This window comes from Streptomyces sp. NPDC092370 (assembly GCF_044755265.1).
GTDB lineage: Bacteria > Actinomycetota > Actinomycetes > Streptomycetales > Streptomycetaceae > Streptomyces.
Genome location: NZ_JBIVQO010000006.1, coordinates 51,564 through 69,968 on the forward strand (window position 1 = coordinate 51,564; position 18,405 = coordinate 69,968).

General features: G+C 71.2%; 16 protein-coding genes. 7 read left to right on the forward strand and 9 right to left on the reverse strand.

Annotated features, from left to right (window positions below; genetic code table 11):
• Positions 1 to 163: 163 nt before the first annotated feature.
• The 3 genes from ACIQHQ_RS19390 to ACIQHQ_RS19400 all read right to left on the reverse strand — a co-directional run bounded on the left by ACIQHQ_RS19390 (position 164) and on the right by ACIQHQ_RS19400 (position 2,885).
• Positions 164 to 1,078: an SDR family oxidoreductase gene (locus ACIQHQ_RS19390; RefSeq protein ID WP_402613124.1), complete on the reverse strand. Its 915-nt coding sequence runs from the start codon at positions 1,076 to 1,078 to the stop codon at positions 164 to 166.
• An 89-nt stretch (positions 1,079 to 1,167) separates the two neighbouring features.
• The gene (locus ACIQHQ_RS19395) at positions 1,168 to 1,797 is read right to left on the reverse strand and encodes an MBL fold metallo-hydrolase (protein WP_402613125.1); all 630 of its coding nucleotides are present in this window, start codon (positions 1,795 to 1,797) and stop codon (positions 1,168 to 1,170) included.
• A complete protein-coding gene (locus ACIQHQ_RS19400) occupies positions 1,797 to 2,885 on the reverse strand; it encodes an S-(hydroxymethyl)mycothiol dehydrogenase (RefSeq protein WP_402613126.1) in 1,089 nt (362 codons plus the stop codon). The genes ACIQHQ_RS19395 and ACIQHQ_RS19400 overlap by 1 nt, the downstream gene beginning before the upstream one ends.
• A gap of 161 nt (positions 2,886 to 3,046) precedes the next feature.
• On the opposite strand from ACIQHQ_RS19400, the gene ACIQHQ_RS19405 reads away from it, so the two are divergent.
• Complete coding sequence (locus tag ACIQHQ_RS19405) at positions 3,047 to 4,801, forward strand: ABC transporter ATP-binding protein (RefSeq protein ID WP_402613127.1); 1,755 nt, start codon at positions 3,047 to 3,049, stop codon at positions 4,799 to 4,801.
• Between the two features lie 511 nt (positions 4,802 to 5,312).
• Entirely contained in the window at positions 5,313 to 5,678 is a 366-nt protein-coding gene (locus ACIQHQ_RS19410) for a nuclear transport factor 2 family protein (RefSeq protein ID WP_402613128.1), read from the forward strand.
• 67 nt (positions 5,679 to 5,745) lie between these two features.
• Here ACIQHQ_RS19410 and ACIQHQ_RS19415 read toward each other — a convergent pair whose 3' ends face one another.
• On the reverse strand, positions 5,746 to 6,900 hold the full coding sequence (locus tag ACIQHQ_RS19415; protein ID WP_402613129.1) for a CU044_5270 family protein: 1,155 nt from the start codon (positions 6,898 to 6,900) through the stop codon (positions 5,746 to 5,748).
• A complete protein-coding gene (locus ACIQHQ_RS19420) occupies positions 6,893 to 7,453 on the reverse strand; it encodes an RNA polymerase sigma factor (protein ID WP_402613130.1) in 561 nt (186 codons plus the stop codon). Before ACIQHQ_RS19420 ends, ACIQHQ_RS19415 begins: the two co-directional genes overlap by 8 nt.
• 105 nt (positions 7,454 to 7,558) lie before the next feature.
• Here ACIQHQ_RS19420 and ctaD point away from each other — a divergent pair, with 105 nt between their 5' ends.
• Both ctaD and ACIQHQ_RS19430 read left to right on the forward strand, forming a co-directional pair.
• A complete protein-coding gene (gene ctaD / locus ACIQHQ_RS19425) occupies positions 7,559 to 9,166 on the forward strand; it encodes a cytochrome c oxidase subunit I (protein ID WP_402613131.1) in 1,608 nt (535 codons plus the stop codon).
• The gene (locus ACIQHQ_RS19430; protein ID WP_402613132.1) at positions 9,163 to 9,513 is read left to right on the forward strand and encodes a hypothetical protein; all 351 of its coding nucleotides are present in this window, start codon (positions 9,163 to 9,165) and stop codon (positions 9,511 to 9,513) included. Before ctaD ends, ACIQHQ_RS19430 begins: the two co-directional genes overlap by 4 nt.
• 92 nt (positions 9,514 to 9,605) lie before the next feature.
• On the opposite strand, the gene ACIQHQ_RS19435 is transcribed toward ACIQHQ_RS19430, so the two are convergent.
• On the reverse strand, positions 9,606 to 10,214 hold the full coding sequence (locus ACIQHQ_RS19435; RefSeq protein ID WP_402613133.1) for a DUF2867 domain-containing protein: 609 nt from the start codon (positions 10,212 to 10,214) through the stop codon (positions 9,606 to 9,608).
• 96 nt (positions 10,215 to 10,310) lie between these two features.
• Here ACIQHQ_RS19435 and ACIQHQ_RS19440 point away from each other — a divergent pair, with 96 nt between their 5' ends.
• The gene (locus ACIQHQ_RS19440; protein WP_402613134.1) at positions 10,311 to 10,871 is read left to right on the forward strand and encodes a TetR/AcrR family transcriptional regulator; all 561 of its coding nucleotides are present in this window, start codon (positions 10,311 to 10,313) and stop codon (positions 10,869 to 10,871) included.
• A gap of 223 nt (positions 10,872 to 11,094) precedes the next feature.
• Here the strand turns inward: ACIQHQ_RS19440 and ACIQHQ_RS19445 are convergent, their stop codons facing one another.
• Positions 11,095 to 11,754: a TetR/AcrR family transcriptional regulator gene (locus ACIQHQ_RS19445; RefSeq protein WP_402613135.1), complete on the reverse strand. Its 660-nt coding sequence runs from the start codon at positions 11,752 to 11,754 to the stop codon at positions 11,095 to 11,097.
• A gap of 179 nt (positions 11,755 to 11,933) precedes the next feature.
• Here ACIQHQ_RS19445 and ACIQHQ_RS19450 point away from each other — a divergent pair, with 179 nt between their 5' ends.
• Positions 11,934 to 13,190 carry a YncE family protein gene (locus ACIQHQ_RS19450; RefSeq protein ID WP_402613136.1) on the forward strand — a complete coding sequence of 419 codons (1,257 nt, stop codon included), beginning with the start codon at positions 11,934 to 11,936 and terminating at the stop codon, positions 13,188 to 13,190.
• On the opposite strand, the gene ACIQHQ_RS19455 is transcribed toward ACIQHQ_RS19450, so the two are convergent.
• Together ACIQHQ_RS19455 and ACIQHQ_RS19460 are read right to left on the reverse strand one after the other, a co-directional pair.
• Entirely contained in the window at positions 13,183 to 15,042 is a 1,860-nt protein-coding gene (locus ACIQHQ_RS19455) for a cellulase family glycosylhydrolase (protein ID WP_402613137.1), read from the reverse strand. The genes ACIQHQ_RS19450 and ACIQHQ_RS19455 overlap by 8 nt on opposite strands.
• An 82-nt stretch (positions 15,043 to 15,124) precedes the next feature.
• Positions 15,125 to 17,107 (reverse strand): GTP-binding protein, encoded by a 1,983-nt coding sequence (locus tag ACIQHQ_RS19460; protein ID WP_402613138.1) that lies wholly within the window; start codon positions 17,105 to 17,107, stop codon positions 15,125 to 15,127.
• Positions 17,108 to 17,295: 188 nt separating this feature from the next.
• Here ACIQHQ_RS19460 and ACIQHQ_RS19465 point away from each other — a divergent pair, with 188 nt between their 5' ends.
• Positions 17,296 to 18,402: an XdhC family protein gene (locus ACIQHQ_RS19465; protein WP_402613139.1), complete on the forward strand. Its 1,107-nt coding sequence runs from the start codon at positions 17,296 to 17,298 to the stop codon at positions 18,400 to 18,402.
• The last annotated feature ends 3 nt before the right edge of the window (positions 18,403 to 18,405 follow it).

Genomic DNA, 18,405 nt, shown 5'->3' on the forward strand with positions numbered 1-18,405 from the left:
TCGCGGAAGTTTGAGTGTGCGATGTCTGCCAGCTAGACGGGCGGGGGCGGGTTCCGGTTGTACTGTCGGCCGCGCTGCGACGGAACAGTGACATACCCCACCGGTACGAGGTGGGGCATGTCTCCGCACAGCGGTTGATAACGGAGGTCAGGTCCTGTGGGTGTCAGCGGTAGCCGGCCGTGTCCGCCGGCTTGCCCGCGTCCTGGACCTCCACCAGGTAGCGCCAGGCGTCCGGGCGGCTGCCGTCGAGGTCGGTGAAGCCGTACTCCTGGGCGAGTCCGCCACTGGAGAGCGACTGCCCGTTCCAGCGCGCCACGTCCGCGTCGGCGGCGAGTGCGGCCACGGCGCGGCCCACGTAGTGCGGGGTCTCGGAGATGGCGAAGTGGGGGACGTGCTCCAGGGCATCGCGCCACTTCTCCTCGCGCACTCCGAAGGCGTCCAGCATGATCTCCGAGCGCATCCAGCCCGGAGTGAGGGCGACGGCGGTGGCGCCGCGCGGGCCGAGTTCGTGACCGAGGGAGAAGGCCATGCGCAGCACGGCCGCCTTGGCGAGGTCGTAGAAGAAGCTGTTTCGGTAGTTTGCGGCGTTGTATTCGGCGGTGCCGTCGGTGACCTCGACGACCAGGCCGCCGGGGTTGCGCAGCAGCAGGGGCAGGGCGTGGTGGCTGGTGATGGCGTGCGTCTCGACGGCGAGTCTGAGCAGGCGCAGGCCGTTGTCGAGGTCGTGCTCCCAGAGCGGGGTCTCCCACTCGAAGAGCTTCTCGCTGCCCCAGATGTCGTTGACGAGGACGTCGAGGCGGCCCTGCTCGTCCGCGATCCGGTCCACCAGGGCCCGGACCTGCGCCGGGTCGAGGTGGTCGGTGGGGACGGCGACACCCCGGCCGCCGGCGGCGGTGACCAGGTCGGCGGTGTCCTCGATGGTCTCGGGCCGGTCGTACTCCGAGCGGCGGGCGCGGGTGGTGCGGCCCGTGACATAGACCGTGGCGCCGGCCGCGCCGAGTTCCACGGCGATTCCTCGTCCGGCGCCCCGGGTCGCACCGGCGACCAGTGCGACCTTGCCCTGCAACGGAGCTGACATGTCCGACCTCCTGTGAGCTGACTGCGTGTCGCCTTCAGCGTGACGGGTAAGCCGGACATCTTCTGTCGCCTTTTATCGGCGACACGCGATCAGTGGCCCCGGGCGATCCATTCCTCCAGCCGCGGGGCCTCGGCGCCGATGGTGGTGGAGTCGCCGTGGCCGGTGCGGACCGTCGTCCCGGGCGGCAGTGTGAGCAGCCGGTCGCGGATCGAGTCGATGATCGTCGGGAAGTGCGAGAAGGAACGGCCGGTGGCCCCGGGGCCGCCCTGGAACAGGGTGTCGCCGGTGAAGACGGTGCCCAGTGCCGGGTCGTGGAGACAGACCGCGCCGGGCGCGTGCCCCGGGGTGTGCATCACCCGTAGGTCGGCGCCGCCGGCCTCGATCACCTGGCCGTCGACCAGCCAGGCGTCCGGCTCGCGGTCCGGGTGGGTCTGCTTCCACAGCGGCAGGTCGTCGTGGTGCAGCCAGATGGTGGCGCCGGTGCGCTCGGCGAGGGCGGGGGCGGCGTCGATGTGGTCGTTGTGGGCGTGCGTGCACACGATGGCCGTCAGCCGACGGTCCCCGACGGCCTCGGCGATGGCGTCGGCGTCGTGGGCGGCGTCGATGACGATCACCTCGTGGTCGTCGCCGACGATCCACACGTTGTTGTCGACGTCCCAGGTGCCGCCGTCGAGGCTGAACTGTCCGGAGGTGACGAGGTGTTCGATGCGCGTGGTCATCACAGCACCACCACCGAGCGCAGCACGTCGCCGTGGTGCATCCGCGCGAACGCCTTCTCCACCTCGTCGAGCTGGATCGTCTCGGTCACGAACGCACCGAGGTCAAGACGCCCCTGCAGATGCAGGTCGATCAGCATCGGGAAGTCACGGGAGGGCAGGCAGTCGCCGTACCAGCTCGACTTCAGTGCTCCGCCGCGGCCGAAGACGTCGAGCAGCGGCAGATCGAGCTTCATCTCGGGCGTGGGAACGCCGACGAGGACGACCGTGCCGGCGAGGTCACGGGCGTAGAAAGCCTGCTTGTACGTCTCCGGGCGGCCGACGGCCTCGATGACGACATCGGCGCCGAAGCCGCCGGTGAGCTCGCGGATCGCCTCGACCGGGTCGTTCTCGCGCGAGTTCACGGTGTGGGTGGCGCCCATGGCGCGGGCGGTCTCCAGCTTCCGGTCGTCGATGTCGACGGCGATGATCGTCGCCGCTCCGGCCAGGTGCGATCCGGCGATGGCCGCGTCGCCGACGCCGCCGCAGCCGATGACGGCCACCGAGTCGCCCCGGCCGACGTTCCCGGTGTTGATCGCGGCGCCGATGCCGGCCATCACGCCGCAGCCCAGCAGCCCGGCCACCTGCGGCGCGACGCCCGGGTCGACCTTGGTGCACTGCCCGGCCGCCACCAGCGTCTTCTCGGCGAAGGCGCCGATACCGAGGGCCGGGGACAGCTCCTGGCCGGTCGAGGCGAGGGTCATCTTCTGCCCGGCGTTGTGGGTGTCGAAGCAGTACCAGGGCCGCCCGCGCAGACAGGCCCGGCACTTCCCGCACACCGCACGCCAGTTGAGGATCACGAAGTCACCGGGCTCGACATCGGTGACGCCGGCGCCGACCGTCTCGACCACCCCGGCGGCCTCGTGGCCCAGCAGGAAGGGGAACTCGTCGTTGATGCCGCCCTGCTTGTAGTGCAGGTCGGTGTGGCACACCCCGCAGGCCTGCACCCGCACCACGGCCTCGCCGGGACCCGGGTCGGGCACCACGACCGTCTCGATCCGCACCGGCTCGTCCTTGCCGGGTGCGATCACGCCGCGTACTTCCTGGGCCATGGTGCTGACTCCTTCGTCGGCCGGGGTCCGTTCCTTTCCGACCCTACGCGCGACTGATCGGTAAGGGGCACGGATCGGCCACCCCCGGCTGTGCGCAAAGGGCGGGCCGCGCGGGCCGGCGGCGACGTAGCCTGAACGCCCGCCGACGCCGAAGGAGCGCCGTGAGCATCGCAGAGACCCAGAACGCCACACCCGCGTGGCGGCAGCTGCTCGGATACGTACGGCCGCACCGCTGGTCCCTGTTCGCCGGCGCGCTGCTCTCGCTGGTCACCGGGGCGACCGGGCTGCTGCTGCCGCTGGTCGCGCGGGGCCTGATCGACGACCTGTCGCACGACCGGGCCATCACCGGCGCCCTGCTCGCCATGTCGGCCCTGGTCCTGGCCAACGCGGCGGTGGGCGCACTGGGTTCGTACGTGCTGACCCGCACCGCCGAATCGGTGGTGCTCGGCGCGCGGCGCGCCCTGTCGTCGTATCTGCTGCGGCTGCGCATCACAGCCGTGGACCGCAGCGAACCCGGGGACCTGATGGCCCGCATCACCTCCGACACCACTCTGCTGCGCGCGGTCACCACCGACTCGCTGGTCGGCCTGGGCACGGGCGGCCTCACGCTCGTCGCGACGGTGGTGATGATGGGCTTGGTGGACGCCGTGCTGCTGGGCGTCACCCTCGCCGTGATCCTGGGGGCGGGCGTGGTCCTCGGGGTGATCGTGCCGCGCATCAACAAGGCCAGCCGGCAGGCGCAGAACGCGGTGGGCGTCATGGGCGCGTCGCTGGAGCGGATCCTCGGCGCCCTGCGCACCGTGAAGGCGTCCGGCGCGGAGCACCGCGAGGAGCGGACGCTGCACGAGGCGGCGCAGGAGTCGTGGCGGCAGAGCGTGCGCGCCGCCAAGTGGTCGGCGGCCGCCGGCAACACGGCGGGACTCTCGATGCAGATCGCCTTCATCACGGTGCTCGCCGTCGGCGGCGCCCGGGTCGCGACCGGTACGGTCGACGTGGGCACGCTGGTCGCGTTCCTGCTGTACGTCTTCTACCTGATGTCGCCGATACAGCAGGTCGTCGGCGCCGTCACCCAGTACCAGACGGGCGCCGCGGCCCTCACCCGCATCGAGGAGGCGCTGCGTCTGCCCGCCGAGCCGGCCGCCGAGGCCGCGCCGCTGCCCTCCCCGGGCGCACGGCCCGCGGCCCTCGCCTTCCACGACGTCCGCTTCCGCTACGCCGACGACCTGCCCTACGTCCATCACGGAGTGACGTTCACCGTGCCCGCGCAGGGCATGACGGCGTTCGTCGGCCCGTCCGGCGCCGGCAAGACCACCGTCTTCTCCCTGATCGAGCGGTTCTACGACCCCGAGTCCGGCGTGATCACGCTGGACGGGCGGGACCTGAACGACTGGGAGCTGCCCCGGCTTCGCGCCGCGATCGGCTACGTGGAGCAGGACGCGCCGGTCCTGTCGGGCTCCCTGCGGGACAACCTGCTGCTGGGCAATCCGGAAGCGGATGAGGACGCCCTCGCGCGGGTGCTCAAGACGACGCGTCTCGACGACTTGGTCTCCCGGCTGCCGGCCGGCCTCGGCACGCTCGTCGGGCACCGCGGTACCAGGCTGTCGGGTGGTGAGCGGCAGCGCGTCGCCATCGCCCGTGCGCTGCTGCGCCGCCCCCGGCTGCTGCTCCTCGACGAGGCGACCTCGCAGCTGGACGCGGTGAACGAGGCGGCGCTGCGCGACACCGTCGCCGACGTGGCCCGGACGACCACGGTCCTCGTCGTGGCGCACCGGCTGTCCACGGTGACGATGGCCGACCGGATCGTGGTGATGGACGCGGGCCGGGTCCGGGCCGTCGGTACGCACCGCGAGCTCGTGACGGCCGATCCGCTGTACGCGGAGCTGGCGGCGACACAGTTCCTCGCCACGGCGGACTGAGTCCGGGCGGGGTGGGGGCCATCCGGATCCGGGCGGCCCCCACCTCGCGCGCAGCCGTCGGCCGACGTCCGGAAGGCGGCCGAAGACCGGTGAGGCCAGGCCGGCGACCCGGTTCAGCTGGTCGAGGCCGGTGAGCCGGTTCAGCCCGGCCGGGGTGAGGAGCACCGCGGGATCTCGTCCTGTGCTCGGCGGGGATGTCGCTCACGGTCGGCGAGTGGAGCGTGGCCGCCGGGCCGAGCGGGCTCCTGCCCTCCACGTCGGTCGCGTTCGCCGGCGGCGCGACGAGGCCGGTGAAGGCGGCGGCGAGACCAACGGCGGCGACGGCACGTCGTGTCAGACGTGCCCGTCGCAACGCGGACCGGCCCCCGCGGGAACACGGGCGGACCGTGCCGCTCACCCCTCAGCCCCGGTGTCCCGGCTGCGCTTGCAGTGACCACCGGGCGGGAGGAGGCTCGACAGGAGAGAGCCTCGCGGCCCGCTCCCGCCGGGGCGCCCTTCGAAGGAGGTCATCATGGGAACCGCGGCAGACCCCGCCTTCGACCGAGAGACCCTGCGCCGGGCCGTGGAAGGACAGACCCCGGACATCCTGCTCTCCCTGTACGCGGACGACGCGGAGATGCGCATCGTGGACCGCACGACCCAGCCGAGCCACCCCAAGGTCCTGCACGGCAGGGACGAGATCGGCCGGATGCTGGAGGACGTCTACAGCCGCGACATGTCGCACACGCTGGAGCGGTGCGTCATCCAGGGCGACGAGGCCGCCTACAGCGAGAGCTGCCGGTACGCGGACGGGGTGCGCGTCCTGTCCGAGTCCATGATCGCGCTGCGCGACGGCAAGATCGCCGAACAGACCCTGGTCCAGGCCTGGGACGAGTAGCGGGTCGTCGTGGTGCCGGGACAGGCGGTGGAGGCCGCCGCCCGGCGACTCGGTGCCACCGGTGTGATCAGCGCATCCAGGCGCTGTACGACATGACGTCGCCCTCCTCGACGCCGAACGCTGGCTCCGGCTCCGTGACGGTGCTCTCCAGCCCGAGGACGGCACCGGTGGCCGGGTCCATGATCAGCATGCGGCGGACGCCCGGCGCGTCGTTCACATAGGCCTGGCCGCGTCGGCCCAGCCGGTCGGTCACCCGGCCCACCGGTCGCAGCCCCTCGGCGCCGGCCAGGACTCGGGCGAGCGCCGCGCTCTCGCGCGCCCCGAGGGTCCAGTGGTCCAGCAGCATCGCCGTGGCGTCCAGAAGCTCGGGCGTGGTCAGCGGGGCGTCCGTGAACCGGGCTTCCTTGAGATAGGCACGCAACCGAGCCGGGTCCCGCGGTGGCGGTGACTGAGGCGGGGCGTCGCTCCAGCTCGGCGGGTACGTCCGGTCGAGGAGGACGTGGCGGTCGTCGACGAGGTGCGGTGTGCCGGCCGCGTCGGAGAGGACCGGGCGGCCGGGGTGCCTCGGGTCGGTCGCCACGACGAGTTCGGTGTGGCTGCCGTCGGGCCGCCAGCGCACGATGCGCTCCTCGGGCAGGGTGATCGGGGGCTTGTCGTCCGACATTCCGAGGCTCCAGGACTGCACGTGCGTGCCCTTGCGCAGACGGGCCGCGCCGTCGGCCACGGCGGCGGCACGCTCGGCCAGCCGGTCCAGGGGCACGGGTGTGGAACCCGACTCGATCACCAGCGGACGGGGCGCGGCGACCGCGGGCGTGGTACTCGGCCCGCTCAGCACGAAGGTGAGGGTCAGGGCGGCGACGACGGCCGTGGCGACCAGCCCCCAGGCCAGCCGGGGCCCCCACGCCGGCCTGAACCGCGGCCGGGACCGGCGTGAGCCGGGCAGCAGGCGGCCGGAAGGCCGGCCCGGCCGGTACGGCGGGTGCCCGGATGGCAAACCCCGCCGGTTCCGCAGACGACCGGAGAGCCGCCCCGGCCCGCCCCGCAGGGACCCGGGCGGCTGGTCGCCCGGATCCGGCAGACGCCCGGACATCGGGTCCTCCCGGTCCCGCATCAGCTGCTCGAGTCGGCGCTCGGCGTTGTGGTCCAGGGGACCGTCGGCGAAGCGGGGGCCGCCGGACGGCACCGGGTCGGCGCTGCGCAGCAGGTCGAGTTCGTCAGCCATGGCCGTGTTCCTTCGGGGCGGTCACGCAGGAGTGCTCGGTGATCAGGGGCTCGGGACGCATGCGGTCGATCTCGGCTCTCAGGCGGCGCCGGGCCCGGTGCAGCCGCATGGCGGCGGCCCGGCTGCCGCAGCCGAGGGCGACGGCTACCTCGTCGATGCCGAGTTGCTCCCAGGCCGTCAGACGCAGCACCTCCTGGTCGGCCGCCGAGAGCCGGGCGAGTGCCTCGTGCACCCAGCCGCCAGGGGTGTCGGCATCCGGCCCCGCCGCGATGTGCCGTCCGTGGGCGGTGTCGTCGTTGCCGAGCCGGTCGACGAGCCGGCGGCGCCGTCCATGACCGCGTACCGCGTTGGCCAGGCAGTTGCGTGCCACGCCGTAAAGCCAGGGCAGCGCGGCGGCCGGGACGTCGGCCCGGCGCCGCCAGGCCACCGTGAACACCTCCGCCACCACTTCCTCCACCTCGCCGGCGCGCCCGTCCAGCCGCCGCGCGACATAGCGGCTGACCGCCCAGTAGTGCTCGCGGTAGGCAGCGGCGAAGATCTCGTCGTTGCTCATGTCCCGTTCGTGTCCGGCAAGTTCTCGATCGTCACACCCGTTTTCGTGATTCTCGTCGCGTCGGTGAAGTGTGACGTCCGGGCCGGGCGCGGACACAGGCGGGGCATGAGGCACCTGAAGTGGCTGACGACCACGGATCACAAGACGATCGGCACGCTGTACCTGGTGACGTCGTTCGCGTTCTTCGTCATCGGTGGTGTGATGGCGCTGTTCATGCGCGCCGAGCTGGCCCGGCCTGGTCTGCAGATCATGTCGAACGAGCAGTTCAACCAGGCGTTCACGATGCACGGCACGATCATGCTGCTGATGTTCGCGACGCCGCTGTTCGCCGGCTTCGCGAACTGGATCATGCCGCTGCAGATCGGCGCGCCGGACGTGGCGTTCCCGCGGCTGAACATGTTCGCCTACTGGCTGTACCTGTTCGGCTCGCTCATCGCGGTCGGCGGCTTCCTCACCCCGCAGGGCGCCGCGGACTTCGGCTGGTTCGCCTACAGCCCGCTCTCGGACGCGGTCCGCTCCCCGGGCATCGGCGCCGACATGTGGATCATGGGTCTGGCCTTCTCCGGCTTCGGCACCATCCTCGGCTCGGTCAACTTCATCACCACGATCATCTGCATGCGCGCCCCGGGCATGACGATGTTCCGCATGCCGATCTTCACCTGGAACGTGCTCCTGACCGGTGTCCTGGTCCTGCTCGCCTTCCCGGTCCTGGCCGCGGCCCTGTTCGCCCTGGAGGCGGACCGCAAGTTCGGCGCCCACATCTTCGACTCCGCCAACGGCGGCGCGTTGCTGTGGCAACACCTCTTCTGGTTCTTCGGCCATCCGGAGGTGTACATCATCGCCCTGCCGTTCTTCGGCATCATCTCCGAGGTCATTCCGGTCTTCTCCCGCAAGCCGATGTTCGGCTACACGGGTCTGATCGGCGCGACCATCGCGATCGCGGGTCTGTCCGTGACGGTGTGGGCGCACCACATGTACGTCACCGGCGGTGTGCTGCTGCCGTTCTTCTCCTTCATGACGTTCCTCATCGCGGTCCCGACCGGTGTGAAGTTCTTCAACTGGATCGGCACCATGTGGCGCGGCAGCCTCTCGTTCGAAACGCCCATGCTCTGGGCGGCCGGCTTCCTCGTCACCTTCGTCTTCGGCGGGCTCACGGGTGTGCTGCTGGCCTCGCCGCCCCTCGACTTCCACGTCTCCGACTCGTACTTCGTGGTGGCGCACTTCCACTACGTGATCTTCGGAACGGTGGTGTTCGCGATGTTCTCCGGCTTCCACTTCTGGTGGCCGAAGTTCACCGGCAAGATGCTGGACGAGCGCCTCGGCAAGATCACCTTCTGGACGCTGTTCATCGGCTTCCACGGCACGTTCCTGGTCCAGCACTGGCTGGGTGCCGGGGGCATGCAGCGGCGGATCCCCGACTATCTGTCGGTGGAAGGCCTGACCACGCTGAACACGGTGTCGAGCGTCTTCTCGTTCCTGCTCGGCATGTCGATGCTGCCGTTCCTCTACAACGTGTGGAAGACGGCGAAGTACGGCGAGAAGGTCGTGACCGACGATCCGTGGGGCTACGGCCGCTCGCTGGAGTGGGCGACCTCCTGCCCGCCGCCGCGCCACAACTTCGTCGTGCTGCCGAAGATCCGCAGCGAGTCCCCGGCGTTCGACCTGCGCCACGACGCCATCGCCGCGGCGAAGCGGGAGCTGACGCCGCGATGACCGCCATGGAGGGGCTCCCCATGGACCTGCGGGCGTTCCACAACGAGGTCGAGGGCCATCTGCTGGCCGCCGCCGCACGCGAGGAGGCCCGCGCGGCCGCCGCCCGCTTCACCGCCGGGCTGGCCTGGCTGCCGAAGGCCCAACGGTTGGAGATGGAGCGGCGGTTCGCGGAGGAACACCTCGCCCTCGCCCGGGCCTCGTGGCAGCGCACGGCCCGGCGCGGCGAGGAACTGCGCGGCGAGTACGAGGCGGTGTACCGCAGGCTCCGCGCGCGGCTGCTGGCCGGACTGCTGCTGGGGATCGCGTGGGTGGTGGCGGCGGATCTCGTGGTGCTGGTGTCGGTCTGAACGGTTGTGGTGAACCCTCGTGCTTTCGCCCGAGCCGCCGCCACGCGAGGTGCGGGGGCTCGGACGGAGCCCGCGTTACGGAGGGGGCGGCGTCAGCGTGCCGTCCGGCGCACCGTGTTCTCGCGCCATTCCCGGCCGATCGATCGCATCAGGGCCGGGTACACCCCCAGGTACCGGAAGGGTTTGATGCCGAGCATGTACAGGGAGCCCAGGAGTCCGTTGGGCTTCACCAGGACGGCCATCTGGCCGCGGTAGCCGCCGTTCCCGTCGGAGACCCAGCCGATGTGCATCACCCCGTGCATGGTCTTGTTGGCGTACTCGGCGGCCCACTCGTCGTGTGTCTGGAAGATTGATGTGAAGGGCGCCGCGCCGAGGTCGGGCCCCCGCGGCCCCTCGCGCAGGTCGTCCGGCAGGCGGTCGCGCAGCGTCGCCACCCGGCCGCCGACGCCCGAGCCCGGCTTGTCCCAGCCGAGCAGCGCACCCAGCTTCCAGCGCACCGCGAAAAGGAAGCGGCCCACGGGGTTGCCGCCGTCGGGACCGCCCCCGCCATCCGCCATCTGCTGGACCAGGTGGTGCAGGTCGTCCGGACCCCCCGGCGTGGGCAGGACCCACAGATCCTCGAGCCGGAAGTCGCCGGCGATCTCGTGGATCCGCCAGGGCCGGGACGTGTGGTCGGTTGAGGGAAGGCGCAGACCGCTCATGACAGATCCTTGTCTATACGGTGGCGTATAGATCGAGCATAGACCCATCTATACGGCTCCGTATACTTAGCCGGGGCATGTGAGGGGAGACACGGTATGGGCGCGATCCGCACACCACGGGACAAGTGGATCGAGGAGGGGCTGCGGGCACTCGCCGCCGGCGGCCCCGAGGCTGTACGCGTCGAGGCCCTCGCCCAGGCGCTCGGCGTCAGCAAGGGCGGTTTCTACGGCTACTTCCGCAACCGCGCCGGCCTGCTGGAGGAGATGCTCGACACCTGGGAGCGAGCGGTCACCGAGGACGTCATCGAGCGCATCGAGCGCGACGGGGGCGACGCCCGCGAGCGGCTCGGCCGGCTCTTCGACTTCGTGGGGTCGCTCGAGACGCGCGTGACCAGCGCCGGGGTCGAGCTCGCGATCCGCGACTGGGCCCGGCGCGACGAAGGCGTCGCGCGCCGCCTCCGCCGGGCCGACAACCGGCGCATGGACTATCTGCGCGAGCTCTACGGGGCCTTCTGCCCCGACGAGGGCGATGTCGAGGCCCGCTGCCTGATCACCTTCTCGCTGCGCATCGGCGACCACCTCATCGCAGCCGACAACGGCCCGCGCAGCCGTACGGAAGTCCTCGCCGCGGTCAGGAAGCGGCTGTTGGACCAGTAGCCGGTCAAATCCTGTTCGAGGTGGGCTCATCGGTACCCGCTCGGGCGACCGCCGCCGCCCGGTCCGCGGTCCGGGTCCGGTCGAGGTCCGGTCCCGGGCGGCGTGCGGCGTGCGGCGTGCGGCGTGCGGCGTGCGGCGTGCGGCGTGCGGCGTGCGGCGTGCGGCGTGCGGCGTGCGGCGTGCGGCGTGCGGCAGGACGCTCCCCCGCACCCGGCGAGCGCCGTCACGCCTCCGGCTTCCACCCCGGCGGCCACAGGATGCCCAGCAGTTGGCGGACCAGTTCGTCGACGACCTCGTCGAGTGTCGCGTCGACCCAGCCGGCGCTCCAGTCGTGCAGCAGGCCGTTGACACTGCCGATGAAGCCCGTCGCGGCGAGGCGGTAGTCGCGGGGCGCGGCCTCTCCGCGTGCGGCGGCCGCGTCGGCCTCGGCGCAGATGAGGTCGACCCAGCCGGCCCGGCGGGCGAGGCGCTGCTCCTCCAGGCGCGGGCTGACGCCGATGATCTCGACGAAGGTGATGCGGATCCGGCGCGGATCGGCGGCGAGGCTGCCGGCGTAGGCGCGGAAGATCGCCGTGGCGCGTTCGACGAGCGGCAGGTCCGAGGCGGCCGCGGCCGCCTCCAGCACGGCCGCTTCGGCCCAGCCGTTGACCTGGAGGTGCAGGGCGGCCAGCACGTCCTCAAGCGTCCGGAACTCTTCGTAGAACTGCCGCGTGGACAGCCCGGCCGTCTCACTGAGCACCGCGACCGTGGTGGAGCGGAAGCCGGGCGTGTCGCCGAACAGCTGGAGCGCGGCGTCGAGAAACCGCCGGCGCCGCTCGGCCTGCCGCTCCTCGGCGGTTTTGCCGCCGTAACGGCCGGTCGGCGCTCTGAGTCTGCCCGGCACCGGCTCTCCCTTCGTGGTTCGAACACCGATTTTGTCGTGTACGCGGTCTTGTGGAGAAGGCCGCCCCTTCCTTACTTTGCAGTAAGTTCATTCTGAAAGCACGAGTGTTCAGATTCCAGACCCCCGCTTTGGCATGTTCCACTCACAAAGCTCACCCCACAGCAGAGAGGGGAGCAGTCATGCCCGTCTTCCGACGCCGGCACCTGTGCTCCGTAGCGGCAGCCCTCGCCCTGATCGTCACCGCTCCCGCGACCGCCGCCACCGCGGCCACCCCGGACTCCTCCACCGCGCTGCGTGAGGTGCTCTTCGTGGGCAACAACTGGGGCGGCACCGCCGATGTCATCCGCTCCACGGGCGACTTCGCGAAGATCGGCCGGATCAACGTCGTCCCCGACAAGGCCGAGCGGATGGCGGAGATCAACGCTGATCCGATCAGGTGGATCTACTTCATGGCGATCCGCAACAGCGTCGGTGAGGGCCACGACCAGTTCGTCGACGACATGTACTCCACGCCGGACGGGACGTCGGTGGTCGTCTCGCGGCCGAGCTTCGCCGACGTCGTGTCGATCGACCTCGCGTCCGGGCGGCTCAACTGGCGCTTCCCGGTGTCGGGTTACCGCTCCGACCACATGGCTGTCTCCCCCGACGGCAAGCGGGTCGCGGTGTCGGCGTCGACCTCCGGCACCGTGCACGTGCTGGACATCGTCTCCGGCCGTGAACTGGGCAAGTTCGGCACCGGCGACAAGCCGCACGAGAACATCTTCACCCAGGACGGCAAGTACATCTACAACATGGCCATCGGCGACGTGAACACGCAGACCGACGCACCGTGGCTGGACTGGACGAAGGGCGACCGGCGCATCACCGTCGTCGACGCCACGACGTTCAAGCAGGTCAAGGTCATCGACATGCGCCCGCGGCTGGACGCGCTCGGCCTCAAGGACTACTCCGACGCGGTCCGCCCGGCCGTCTTCACGCCGGACGAGTCGAAGCTGTACTTCCAGGTCTCCTTCTTCAACGGCTTCTTCGAGTACGACATCGCCGCCGACAAGATCACCCGCACCAAGACCCTGCCGAAGAACGCGGCCACCAGCGACGACCGCACGACCTTCGTAAACGACTCGCGTCACCACGGCATCTCGATGAGCCCGGACGGACGCAAGCTGTGCGTCGCGGGCACCATGGACGACTACGCCACCGTCGTCGACCGCGCCACCCTCCAGGAGGGTCCGCTCGTCACCGCCTCCAAGCCCTACTGGGCCACGGTCAGCGGTGACGGCAGGTCCTGCGTGGTCTCCGAGAGCGGCACCGACCAGGTCACGGCCATCGACTTCGCCACCGGGAAGAAGGTCGTGTCCGTGCCGGTCGGTGACCATCCGCAGCGCGTCCGGCTCGGCCATGTGACGGCCGACTGGACGAGTCCGTCCGCTAGGTGACCTCCTTCGCCGCCCACGTCGCCAGTTCGGAGCGGGCCGCGCTGAGCAGCTCCGCCGAGGGAGCCGCCGCCCCGTTGGTCACCAGCGCGTAGTGCAGGACGCCCGAGTCCGGCGCGGTGAGCAGCAGGCGGCGGCTTCCCGTGCCGCCGGGCTCCTGCGCCACGCCGACCGGGGTGGTTGGGGTGTACGCCGGCGGGGCGTGGACCGTGCCCAGGTCGGAGACGACCGTGGTGGACCCGGTCGGGAAGCTCGCCGGGAGGTGCAGTTCGGTGGGGGCCGGGCCGCCGTCCGAACGCCACAGCAGCAGCCCGTACTGCCCGGACCCCACGAGCCGTTGCACGTTCGGCAGCGACCCGGGCACCGGGTTCCAGGTCAGGGTCGTCGAGCCGTCCCGGGAGCGGTCCTCGTAGGTGAAACCGACGGTCCGACCGGCCGTGGCACTCGGGTAGACGCGGTCCAGGAGCCGGGCGTCCTGGCGCAGCACGGGCTTGCCCGCGTCGTCCAGGCGTACGGCGGACAGGTCCTCGTCGTTCCAGGCGTCACCGCTGGTGAGGACCTTGCCGGGGTTGCCGTTCATCAGCTCGTGGTGACGGCCGTTGTAGATGTCCCACTGCCACTGTGTGCCCGACAGCAGGGGTCCCGAGGCGGCCGGGTCGGACCACCAGTCGGCGCCCTTCAGGCGTGAGTCGAGGGCCTGGTACATCGCCTTGAGGACGGTCGGCGCCTTGTCGGCGACGTTGCCGGCCAGGGGGTGCCCGAACTCGCTGACCACCGCTGCCGTCTGCGCGGCGGCGGCCCGGTCCCGGACGGTGCGGAAGTCGCCCGCGTACTGGCCGTCGGCCGCCTTGCCCCACATGAAGACGCCGGAGATGGCCTTCTGGTCGTAGAAATGGGTGTTGAAGACATAGCGCGGCCCGAGTGTCCCGGCGTCGAGCAGACCGCCCTCGTGCTTCTGGAAGTCGAGGTTGGCGTTCCAGAAGAGGTTGGGCTCCGCGAAGGCGGGCTTGTCGCGCCACCCGGCCGCATCCATGCGGGTCCGGAACTTCTCGTAGAACGGCCAGAGCACGTCCTTCTCCCAGGCGCGGCTGGTCTGCCCGGAGTCGTAGCTGCCCGCGTGCGGCTCGTTGTAGGGGTCGAAGCCCACGATGCCCTTGAACTGGTCGGCGCTCAGGTGCTGTCGCACGTAGGCCATGGTCTTCTCGGCGGTGGTGAGGAACGCGTCCTGCACGCCGTGCGCGTTGTGCCAGAAGTCGTGCGTGGCGCGCTTCACCGCCTCGTTCTGGGTGATGTTCTGCCCCCAGAAGAGGCAGATCCCGCAGGACTCGTCCGGGTAGTTCCCGGCGTCCACCGCCCACTTGGGCGCACCGTCGCCGGTGTACCAGCTGTCGTCGTCGAAGAGGTGGCGCGAGTACAGGTCCTGGTGGAAGTCGGGGTAGACGCGGATGCCGGCGTCGAGGAAGGCCTTCATCTGATCGGTGGCGGCGGCCAGGTAGGCCGTGTCCACCCGGCCGCGCTCGGGCTCGGCGTACGCCCAGGAGAGCAGGAAGCGGACGGTGTTGCCGCCGCCGAGGGCGCGCAGCGCGGTCGCCGACGTGCGGGCGTCGGCGACCGAGGCGAAGGGCAGGCCCTTGTTCTCCGCGAGCTTGGTCTCGCCGGAGACGTTGTAGCCGCGCAGCACCACCTCGCGGCCGTGCGCATCGGTGAAGCGGCCGTTCCGCACGGTGACGGTGGGGTCGTCGAACCAGAGGGAGCCGGGAGGTGACGCGGCGGTGGCCGGCGGAACACCCACCACCGAGGGGGAACCGAAGAGGACAGCCAGGACGACCAGCAGACGCGCTCGGATAGTCGGCATGTCCACTACAGTCAGGCCATATCAGGACACCGTCAACACCCCTGACTCTGGAGTAAGTTCCCGCTCGGCCGCCGCGCACACCTCAGCCGCCCACCCTTCGTGTCACGTTCAACAAGTACTCCTTCCTGTTCAGCGGGTTGTGATCGGTGCGCGGGCGCTCGGGGATCGTGCCGTGGGTGATTGGCGCGTAGTGGGCGAAGGAGCTCTCCAGTTCGCCCTCGCCCCGGGTGAGTCCGGGCAGTCGCTGTTCGAGCGCGTGCACCCGGGCGGCCGGCACAGTGCCCTCCAGGACGCAGCGGTCGTCCTGGTTCAGCGTCGTCTCGGGCACGGCCGCGAGCCCGGCGAGGACCGGCAGCAGGGCGCCGAGGGTGTCGGCCGGAGCCTCGATGCGGAAACGGTGCATCGGCTCGTGGACGCGTGTCCCGGCCCGCCGCAGCGCCTCGATCAGCACCAGCGGGGTCACGCCGCGGAAGTCGGCGCCCGTGCTCGACATGCTCTTGTCGAAGCCCTGGTGGGCATGGCTCTGACGGGGCGAGTAACCGCTGTGGGTCATCGTGACCGCGCAGTCGGGAACCTGCCAGCCGTGCAGCCCCTGGAGGAGCGTCTCGCGCACGGTGTCCTCCACGGCCTTGAAGAACGCGTACGGCATGGAGCCGAGCTCCACCTCCAGCCGGAAGGCGACACCCGAGCCGACCGGCGCGGGCTCGACGCGCAGGCCGACCGTCGCGAGGAACGGGTTCGGGTCCTTCTTGTTGAACTCGACGGCCTGCCCGGTCCCGACGAGCCGTTCGACGCACAGCGGCGTGGTCTCGCGGAAGGTGACGTCGAGGCCGTACTCGTCGGCGAGGGTGGCCTGGATGACCTCCTTCTGCACCTCGCCGTAGAGGGAGACGGAGGTCTCCCGGCGGCGTTCGTCGTGGCGCAGGCCGATCAGCGGGTCCTGTTCGGCGAGCCGGGTGAGCGCGAGGTGGAGCGCTCCCCGGTGCACGCCCGGGCCCGGAACGACGACCGTCTCCAAGGTGGGCGGGGCGAAGAAGTGCTCGTAGGCCTTGCGGGGTTCGCCGATCGCGTCGCCGATCCGGATGTCGTCCAGCCCGGTGAGGCGGGCGATCCGGCCGGCGGCGACGGTGTCCCGGCGAGTGTCCGTGCCGTCGCCGAAGACGCTGATCCCGGTGATCCGGCCTTCGGCTCCGTCCGCCCCGAAGGGGACCCGGTCACGGACGCGCAGGGTCCCGGAGAACATCCGGGCGTAGGCGAGCTTCTCCCCCGCCGGTCCCCGCTCGACCTTGAACACACTGGCGGACACCGGCCCGTCCGCATCCCCGTCGGCCGCCGGGAGCAGCTCTTCGATGCCCGACAGGAGCGCTTCCAGGCCCGCGCCCGTGGCGGCGGAACCGAAGTAGACCGGGTGGACGAGCGCCTCCCGGGTCTGCGCGACGAGGGACCGGTGCAGCAGGGGGTCCGTGACGGTGTTCCCGACGTACGCGGACAGCAGGGCGTCGTCGTGGTCGGCGAGAACGTCGACGGCGGCCAGGGCGGCGGCCGGTGCGCTGCGGGGCACGAAGCGGGCCGACCGGGTGCCGAGACCGTCGGCGGTCCCCATCGGCACGATCGCGGGTGTCAGACGGGCCGAGATCTCCCGCAGCACCTCCTCGTGGCGTGCCCCGCTCCGGTCGATCTTGTTGACGAAGAGCAGGGTCGGGATGCGCAGCCGCTGGAGGGTGCGCATCAGCACGCGCGTCTGGGCCTGCACCCCTTCGACGGCGGAGATCACGAGGACGACGCCGTCCAGCACACCGAGCACCCGCTCGACCTCGGCGATGAAGTCGGGGTGACCGGGAGTGTCGATGAGGTTGACGATCGCACCGTCGAGTGGGAACGAGACGACGGCCGACTTGATGGTGATGCCGCGCTGCCGTTCCAGGTCGAGGGTGTCGGTGCGGGTGTTCCCGTCGTCGACGCTGCCGATCTCGTCGATCACCCCGGCCGAATGGAGCAGCCGCTCGGTCAGGCTGGTCTTACCCGCGTCGACATGGGCGAGGATTCCAAGGTTGAGCATGTGCACGAAGCGTCATGTCCTTCGGAGAGAGGTCCGTTCCTGGCTGGGGGGACATGAACGTTGCGCGCATCTGGAGCTCCTTCGGATTCAGTGACGTCTGCTGTCCAGTGCAGCAGACCGGCACGGAGGGCCACAACGGAATTTGCCGCCGCCGGGGTACCCGGCGGGTGGGCGTACAGGGAAGGGAGCGGCTCGTGCGTGACGTTCTCCCGGTGCTCGGCCGCTGGTACACGGCCGGGGCCCCGTTCGGTCTCGCCACCGTCGTCCAGGTCAGCCGCAGCGCACCGCGCGACCCGGGCGCGGCGATGGCGGTGGGCCCGGGCGACGAGGTCGTGGGCAGTGTGTCCGGAGGCTGCGTCGAGGGCGCGGTCTTCGAGCTGGCGCGGGAGGCGGCCGCGGGTGGCGAGGCCCGGCTGGAGACCTTCGGCTACAGCGACGAGGACGCCTTCGCCGCCGGTCTGACCTGCGGCGGCGAGATCACGTTGCTGGTGCGCGCGGTCGCGCCCGAGCGGGATCCCGGCTTCGGCGTGCTCGTGAACTCGGTCGCGGCGGGCGAGCCGGTCACCCTGGCGACCGTCACCGACGGCCCGGCGCGGCGCGGGGCGGCGCTGGTGGTCCGGCCGGACCGGACCGTCGGCACGCTCGGCGCGAGCGGCCTGGACGCGGCCGTGACCTCCGATGCCCGCGGCGAACTCGCTCTCGGCGCCACCGGCCTGCGGCACTACGGGCCCGAGGGGCAGCGCCGCGAGGACTCCGTGAGCGTGTTCCTGCAGTCGTTCGCGCCGCCGCCGCGGATGCTGGTCTTCGGCGCGATCGACTACGCGGCGGCGGTGGCCCGCATCGGGGACTTCCTCGGCTACCGCGTCACCGTCTGCGACGCCCGCCCCGCCTTCGCCACGCCCCGGCGATTCCCCGACGGCGTCGAGGTGGTCGCGCGATGGCCGCACCAGTACCTGCGGGACACCGACACCGACGAGCGCACGGTCATCTGCGTCCTGACACACGATCCCAAATTCGACGTGCCGCTGCTGACCGAGGCGCTGCGCCGCCCGGCCGCCTACATCGGGGCGATGGGCAGCCGCCGCACCCACACCGACCGGGCAAAGCGGCTGGCCGAGGCCGGTCTCACGGACCGCGAGCTGTCCCGGCTGCGCTCACCGGTCGGCCTGGACCTCGGGGCCCGTACGCCCGAGGAGGTGGCGGTGTCCGTGGCCGCCGAGATCGTCGCGTTGCGCTGGGGCGGCACCGGTGCGCCGCTCACCGCGACGGAAGGGGCGGTGCACCCACACCGATCCTCCTGATCA

Bases quoted from the DNA above. Each gene is read 5' to 3' on its own strand.
- ACIQHQ_RS19390 (WP_402613124.1), bottom strand. From the start codon at position 1,078: ATGTCAGCTCCGTTGCAGGGCAAGGTCGCACTGGTCGCCGGTGCGACC.
- ACIQHQ_RS19395 (WP_402613125.1), bottom strand. From the start codon at position 1,797: ATGACCACGCGCATCGAACACCTCGTCACCTCCGGACAGTTCAGCCTC.
- ACIQHQ_RS19400 (WP_402613126.1), bottom strand. From the start codon at position 2,885: ATGGCCCAGGAAGTACGCGGCGTGATCGCACCCGGCAAGGACGAGCCG.
- ACIQHQ_RS19410 (WP_402613128.1), top strand. From the start codon at position 5,313: ATGGGAACCGCGGCAGACCCCGCCTTCGACCGAGAGACCCTGCGCCGG.
- ACIQHQ_RS19415 (WP_402613129.1), bottom strand. From the start codon at position 6,900: ATGGCTGACGAACTCGACCTGCTGCGCAGCGCCGACCCGGTGCCGTCC.
- ACIQHQ_RS19420 (WP_402613130.1), bottom strand. From the start codon at position 7,453: ATGAGCAACGACGAGATCTTCGCCGCTGCCTACCGCGAGCACTACTGG.
- ctaD (WP_402613131.1), top strand. From the start codon at position 7,559: ATGAGGCACCTGAAGTGGCTGACGACCACGGATCACAAGACGATCGGC.
- ACIQHQ_RS19430 (WP_402613132.1), top strand. From the start codon at position 9,163: ATGACCGCCATGGAGGGGCTCCCCATGGACCTGCGGGCGTTCCACAAC.
- ACIQHQ_RS19435 (WP_402613133.1), bottom strand. From the start codon at position 10,214: ATGAGCGGTCTGCGCCTTCCCTCAACCGACCACACGTCCCGGCCCTGG.
- ACIQHQ_RS19440 (WP_402613134.1), top strand. From the start codon at position 10,311: ATGGGCGCGATCCGCACACCACGGGACAAGTGGATCGAGGAGGGGCTG.
- ACIQHQ_RS19450 (WP_402613136.1), top strand. From the start codon at position 11,934: ATGCCCGTCTTCCGACGCCGGCACCTGTGCTCCGTAGCGGCAGCCCTC.
- ACIQHQ_RS19455 (WP_402613137.1), bottom strand. From the start codon at position 15,042: ATGCCGACTATCCGAGCGCGTCTGCTGGTCGTCCTGGCTGTCCTCTTC.